The sequence below is a fragment of the Streptomyces sp. H27-H1 genome (assembly GCF_026627445.1).
Classification (GTDB): Bacteria; Actinomycetota; Actinomycetes; order Streptomycetales; family Streptomycetaceae; genus Streptomyces.
On the sequence record NZ_JAPNLJ010000001.1, the window covers coordinates 361,399 to 367,398 of the forward strand.

Below are 6,000 nucleotides of genomic sequence, written 5' to 3' on the forward strand. Positions count from 1 at the left end.
TTCACCCCGAATTTTCCGTTCCAACCTCCCGGAATCACTCATTCCGTACCGCCTGACCTGCACGCCTTCCCCTCCATCAGCACCCCCTGACGGCCTCGCCCACCGTCCCCTCCGGTCACACAATTTGTCGGGGCTGTGGACAAACTCCCGGCCACGTTGCGTCATGGGACGGTGAAGGCTGCTAACTCGCGGGGCACGGCCCCCGGTACCCCGCCCCGCACGCGGATCCTGATCGTCGGCGGCGGCTACGTAGGCATGTACACGGCACTCCGGCTCCAGCGAAAGCTGAGAACCGACGAGGCCGAGATCACGGTGGTCTCTCCCGAGCCGTACATGACGTACCAGCCCTTCCTCCCCGAAGCGGCGGCCGGCTCCATTTCCCCGCGTCACGTCGTGGTCCCGCTGCGCCGTGTCCTGCCGAAATGCCGCATCGTCATCGGAGAGGCCCGGCAGATCGACCACGCCGCCCGGATCGCGACCGTCACCACGCTCGCCACCGACGAGGAGGGCGGTGGCCCCATCGAGATCGAGTACGACGAACTGGTCCTCGCGCCCGGCTCCGTCTCCCGCACGCTCCCCATTCCGGGGCTCGCCGAATACGCCATCGGCTTCAAGACCGTGGAAGAGGCCATCGGTCTGCGCAACCACGTCATCGAGCAGATGGACATCGCCTCCTCCACCCGCGATCCCGCCCTGCGCGACGCCGCCCTCACCTTCGTCTTCGTCGGCGGCGGCTACGCCGGTGTCGAGGCCCTCGGCGAGCTGGAGGACATGGCCCGCTACGCCGCCCGCTACTACCACAACATCAAGCCCGAGGACATGAAGTGGGTGCTGGTCGAGGCCAGCGACCGGATCCTCCCCGAGGTCGGCCCGGAGATGGGCACCTACACGATCCGCGAACTGCGCCGCCGCGGCATCGACCTGCGCTTGGAGACCCGGCTCGAATCCTGTGAGGACCGGATCGCCGTTCTCAGCGACGGCGCCCGCTTCCCCACCCGCACCGTCGTATGGACCGCCGGCGTCAAACCGCACCCGATCCTCGCCGCCAGCGATCTGCCCAAGAACGAGCGCGGCCGCCTCGCCTGCACCTCCTTCCTCACCGTCGAAGGCGTCGAACACGCCTGGGCCGCCGGTGACGCCGCCTCCGTCCCCGACATCACGGCCCCGGAGAAGGGCGTCGCCTGCGCCCCCAACGCCCAGCACGCCGTCCGCCAGGCCACGGTCCTCGCCGACAACCTCGTCTCGTCCCTGCGCGGCGGACTCCTCACCGAGTACGCCCACAGGTACGCGGGCTCCGTCGCCTCCCTCGGATTCCACAAGGGGGTGGCCCACGTATACGGACGCAAGCTCAAGGGCTACCCTGCCTGGCTCATGCACCGCGCCTATCACCTCAGTCGCGTCCCGACCTTCAACCGCAAGGCACGCGTGCTCGCCGAGTGGACGCTCTCCGGCCTCTTCAAACGCGAGATCGTCTCGCTGGGGTCCCTCGAACATCCCAGAGCAGAATTCGAACTCGCGGCGGGCGGAGGCCCCAAGGACCCCCCGAAGAAGACCGAAGGCTGATGCTGTCAGTGCCGCCGCCCACACTGGACGTGTGACCATAGGTGGGCTCACACCTGCACAGAGTGACATCAGCGTGACATCCGAGTGCCACCCGATCGCCACCGAGTGACACAGCGACCACGAGCGACACCACGAGGCTTGAACGCAGTGAACTTCACGCGCTGGAGCGCCCGGTTTCCCGGAACGCAGCGTCGCGCCGCCGCCCGGTCCGAACACGCCGCCGCCCAGGCAAAACGGGGCGAGGGTTCGGTCCCGGCCGCCCGCGGCGCCGCCGGCCATTCCGCGACCGGCACGGACGGCTGCCCCGCCGACCCCACGGTCCGCGGTACCGGCTCAGCCCCCGCCGCCGGTTGCGCCACGGCCCCCACGGCCGCCGCCGACGGTGCGGGGGCCCCCGCACCCTCCCTCGACGAGCTCTCCGTACGCGACGTCCTCGGCTGCCTCCCGGCCCTCATCGCCCTCGTGCACGGCCCCGAGCACCGCGTCGCCTACGTCAACGACGCCTACACCGCCGGCTTCGGCGCCCGCGCCCCCGGCGCCCCCGCGCACCTGGCCCTGCCCGAGCTCGGCGACCTCGGCCTGCTCCCGCTCCTGGACCAGGTCCAGCGCAGCGGCAAGCCCCGTACCGCCAAGAACCGCACGGCGCCCGGCGGCACCAGCTCGTACACGGTCACCTGCACGCCGATCGAGTTCCCCAAGACAGGCGTCGACACCGGCGGGACCGACGTCGCCGCCGGATCCGACGCCGATGCGGAAGCCCACGCCGGCGTCCTTATTCACCTCGCCGACGTCACCGACCACGCCGAGGCCGTCGAACGGCTGCGCGCCAGCGAGCGTCGCCAGCGCGAGGCCGCCGTCACCCTCCAGCGCTCCCTCCTCCCGCAGGAGCTCGAACAGCCCGACGACCTGTGCGTCGCCGCCACCTACCAGCCCGGCGGCACCGAAGCCGCCGTCGGCGGCGACTGGTACGACGTCATCACCCTCGGCGCCGGCCGTACGGCCCTCGTCATCGGCGACGTCATGGGCCGCGGGGTCCGCGCCGCGGCCGTCATGGGCCAGCTCCGCACCGCGGTGCGCGCTTACGCCCGCCTCGACCTGCCGCCCCACGAGGTCCTGCAGCTCCTCGACGGACTGGCGGCCGAGATCGACGCCAGCCAGATCGCCACCTGCGTCTACGCCGTCCACGACCCCAATGAGGGCCTCCTCGCGTACGCCTCCGCCGGCCACCTCCCGATCCTGGTCCGCGACGAGGACGGCACCGTCCGCCGCGCCGCCGACCCGACCGGCCCGCCGCTCGGCACCGGCGGCTGGCTGCACACCTCGGGCACCATCGCGCTGGGCCCCGGCTCCACCGCCGTCCTCTACACCGACGGCCTGGTCGAACGCCGCGGCGAGGACATCGACGAAGGCGTCGCCGCCCTGGAACGCGCCCTCTCCGGCGCCCAGGGCACGCCCGCCGTCATCTGCGACCGCCTGATGCGCGCCCTCGGGGTCGACGCCGACCACGACGACGACGTCGCCGTACTCGTCCTCCAGCAGCCCGCCCGCACCGGCGCCGACGCCGAGCTCTTCCACAACGCGGCCCTGGAACTCCTCGGCGGCGTCGAGGCGGCCCCGCGCGCCCGCGCCTTCGCCCAGGGAGTCCTGGCCTCCTGGCGCTTCCCGGTGGAGCTGTGCGACCTCGGAGTCCTCGCGGCCAGCGAGCTCGTCGCGAACTCTCTCCAGCACGGCACCCCGCCCATGCGCCTGAGGCTGCGCCGTACCGACCGCCGGCTGATCATCGAGGTCACCGACGGCGACGACCACCTCCCGCGCCGCCGCCGCGCCGAACCGGCCGACGAGACCGGCCGCGGCATTTCCATCGTGGCCACCATCGCCTCGGCCTGGGGCTCCCGCCGTACGCCAGGCGGCGGCAAGGCCGTCTGGTGCGAGTTCGCCCTCCCCGACAAGGCCCCGTAACCGCACACGACGAAGGCCCCGGTCCACCGGACCGGGGCCTTCGCCACACCTCTGTTCCTACGCGCCTACGCGGGCACGGACTCGGCGTCCTTGACCCTCTTCACCACGACGGTGCTCCCGGCCAGCGACGGGTTGTCCTGCATCGGCGTCAGCTGCTTCCCGAGCCGCAGCGCCAGCCCGGCGATGCCGAGCGAGACCAGGACGAAGATCCCGATGTAGAGCATCGGCACACCCGCTGCCAGCGGCACCCCGAGCGGCCCGAGCGCCAGCGCCATCTGCTTGACCAGCGCGAAGGCCGAGTTGTACTGGCCCACGGAGCCCTCCGGCGCCAGGTCGGCCACCAGCGGCGCCAGCGTCGGCGACAGCATGGCCTCGCCGATCCCGAAGAGCCCGTACGTGAGCACGAACGCGGCGGCGGCCACGACGGCGCTGCCGTGTCCCAGACCGGAGAAGCCGGCGATGATCCACGCCACCGTCCAGATCAGACCGACGAGCGCGATCACCCGGGACCGGCGGTGGTTCACCACCAGCCGCAGCACGACGAACTGGGCGAGCACGATCGCCCCGGTGTTGGCGGCGAGCGCGAAACCGAGCGTGGACGGGGAGATCCCGGCGGCTTCGGTACCGAAGGCGGCGAGACCCGACTCGAACTGTCCGTAGCAGGCGAAGAAGAGCACGAAGCCGAGGACGCAGAACTGCACCATGGCCTTGTGCTCCATCAGCCGCTTCCAGCCGCCGCCCGCCTGGGCGGCGTCCTTGGCCAGCGCGGTGCTGATGGCTGGCACCTGCGGCATCCGTACGGTGGCGATGACCCCGACCAGGACCAGGAACATCACGGCCTCGATGCCGAAGAGCAGGGTGAAGCTGCCGGGACGGCTCTCGTCGACGATGAGCCCGCCGATCAGCCCGCCGATGCCCAGACCCAGGTTCTGCATGAAGAACTGGAGGGCGAAGGCACGCGTCCGGGTGGACGGCGTCGAGCACCGCACGATCATCGTGGCGAGCGCCGGCTGCATGACGGCCTGCCCGGCGCCCAGCGCGAGCGCGGAGAGCAGGATCGAGACCACGCCGGTGGAGAGCCCGAGCGCCAGCGCACCGAACGACGCGACGACGGCCGCACCGATGACGACGGGGACCGGACCGCGCCGGTCGATCACCCGCCCGGTGAAGGGCAGCGCGAGAAGCGCACCGAGGGCGAAGGCCATGAACGCGCCCGTCGCCCACATGGGGTCCAGCTCTCGCACCTTCGCCGCGTAGACATAGAGGAACGGAACCGTGAAGCCGATACCGAACGCGGTCAACGCGTTCCCGGCCTGGATCCGCCGCATCGCAGCGCCCATCACCCTGGTCACTTCTCACCACCTTGATTACTGAAGCCTCAAGACTTCATACCTAAAGTTCAATCCTTAACTCTACACACCGAAGGAGTTAGACGCCAACGGCCTCGTGCAATACTTCGAACCATGGGTGACACCCCCGACGGCACTACGCCCGTCCACGAACCGAGCCTCGACGAACAGATCGCCGTCTATCAGCGCGAGTTCCAGGACCTCGACCCCCAGGTCGAGAAGGTCGTCTCGGCCCTCAGCCGCCTGAACCGCCGGATGAACGTCGCGTACGGCCGCCAGACCGCGGCCCTGGGCATCAGCAACGCGGAGTGGGAGATCCTCAAGGCCCTCGTCCTCTCCGGAGCCCCGTACCGGATGGGCCCGAGCGAGCTCGCGAAGCAGCTGGGCCTCACGCCGGCAGCGATGACCCACCGGATCGACCGCATGACGGCGGAGTCGCTGGTCACGCGAGAGCGGGACGAGAACAACCGCGTCCGCGTGATCGTGGAGCTCACCGCGGAAGGCCGCAGCAAGTGGCTGGACGCGATGCGCGCGGCGACGGTCTTCGAAGAGGACCTCCTGCAGGACCTCTCCACGGCGGAGCGCGGCGTACTGGGCGACATGCTCACCCGCCTCCTGGACCGCGTAGAGGACCTCCAATCCCCGCACTGATCGCGTAGTGGCCTCGCCCCGACCCTGGGGTTGACACGGGAGCCGGGGGTCCGTATGGTTCTTCGAGTTGTCCCTGAGTAGAAATGTTTCGGAGACAATAAATCCCGCCGCCTAGTCGCGGCACCCAACTCAGCAAGATCTCCCACTGGGAACGCATTCGGCATGCCCGAATTCATTCCTGAAGGTCGATTATGAATCGCCCGGGAAATCCACTAGAGTTCAGGGAGTCGGAAGGGCCTAACAGCCCGGAAGGCAAACCCCGCTGACTGGGAGTCAGGCCCGAAAGAGTCTGATAGAGTCGGAAACACAAGAACGAAGGAAGCGCCCGGAGGAAAGCCCGAGAGGGTGAGTACAAAGGAAGCGTCCGTTCCTTGAGAACTCAACAGCGTGCCAAAAATCAACGCCAAAAGTTGATACCCCGTCCATTTCGGTGGATGAGTTTCCTTTGAAAAAGACCTGTGAGGTCGCGGTTCTGCCG

Annotated in this window: 4 protein-coding genes; 3 read left to right on the plus strand and 1 reads right to left on the minus strand. The window is 69.6% G+C overall.

The genetic code is table 11. From position 1 onward, the window contains the following. Positions 1–171 precede the first annotated feature (171 nt). Positions 172–1,563, plus strand: a complete 1,392-nt coding sequence (locus tag OTB20_RS01745; RefSeq protein WP_267814678.1) for an NAD(P)/FAD-dependent oxidoreductase — start codon at positions 172–174, stop codon at positions 1,561–1,563. Positions 1,564–1,710: 147 nt separating this feature from the next. Then, positions 1,711–3,522, plus strand: coding sequence for an ATP-binding SpoIIE family protein phosphatase (locus tag OTB20_RS01750; RefSeq protein ID WP_267814707.1), 1,812 nt, complete (start codon positions 1,711–1,713; stop codon positions 3,520–3,522). 65 nt (positions 3,523–3,587) lie between these two features. Here the strand turns inward: OTB20_RS01750 and OTB20_RS01755 are convergent, their stop codons facing one another. Continuing rightward, the gene (locus OTB20_RS01755) at positions 3,588–4,874 is read right to left on the minus strand and encodes an MFS transporter (protein ID WP_267814679.1); all 1,287 of its coding nucleotides are present in this window, start codon (positions 4,872–4,874) and stop codon (positions 3,588–3,590) included. Between the two features lie 111 nt (positions 4,875–4,985). On the opposite strand from OTB20_RS01755, the gene OTB20_RS01760 reads away from it, so the two are divergent. Continuing rightward, entirely contained in the window at positions 4,986–5,522 is a 537-nt protein-coding gene (locus tag OTB20_RS01760; protein WP_267814681.1) for a MarR family winged helix-turn-helix transcriptional regulator, read from the plus strand. The last annotated feature ends 478 nt before the right edge of the window (positions 5,523–6,000 follow it).

Bases quoted from the DNA above. Each gene is read 5' to 3' on its own strand.
- OTB20_RS01760 (WP_267814681.1), top strand. From the start codon at position 4,986: ATGGGTGACACCCCCGACGGCACTACGCCCGTCCACGAACCGAGCCTC.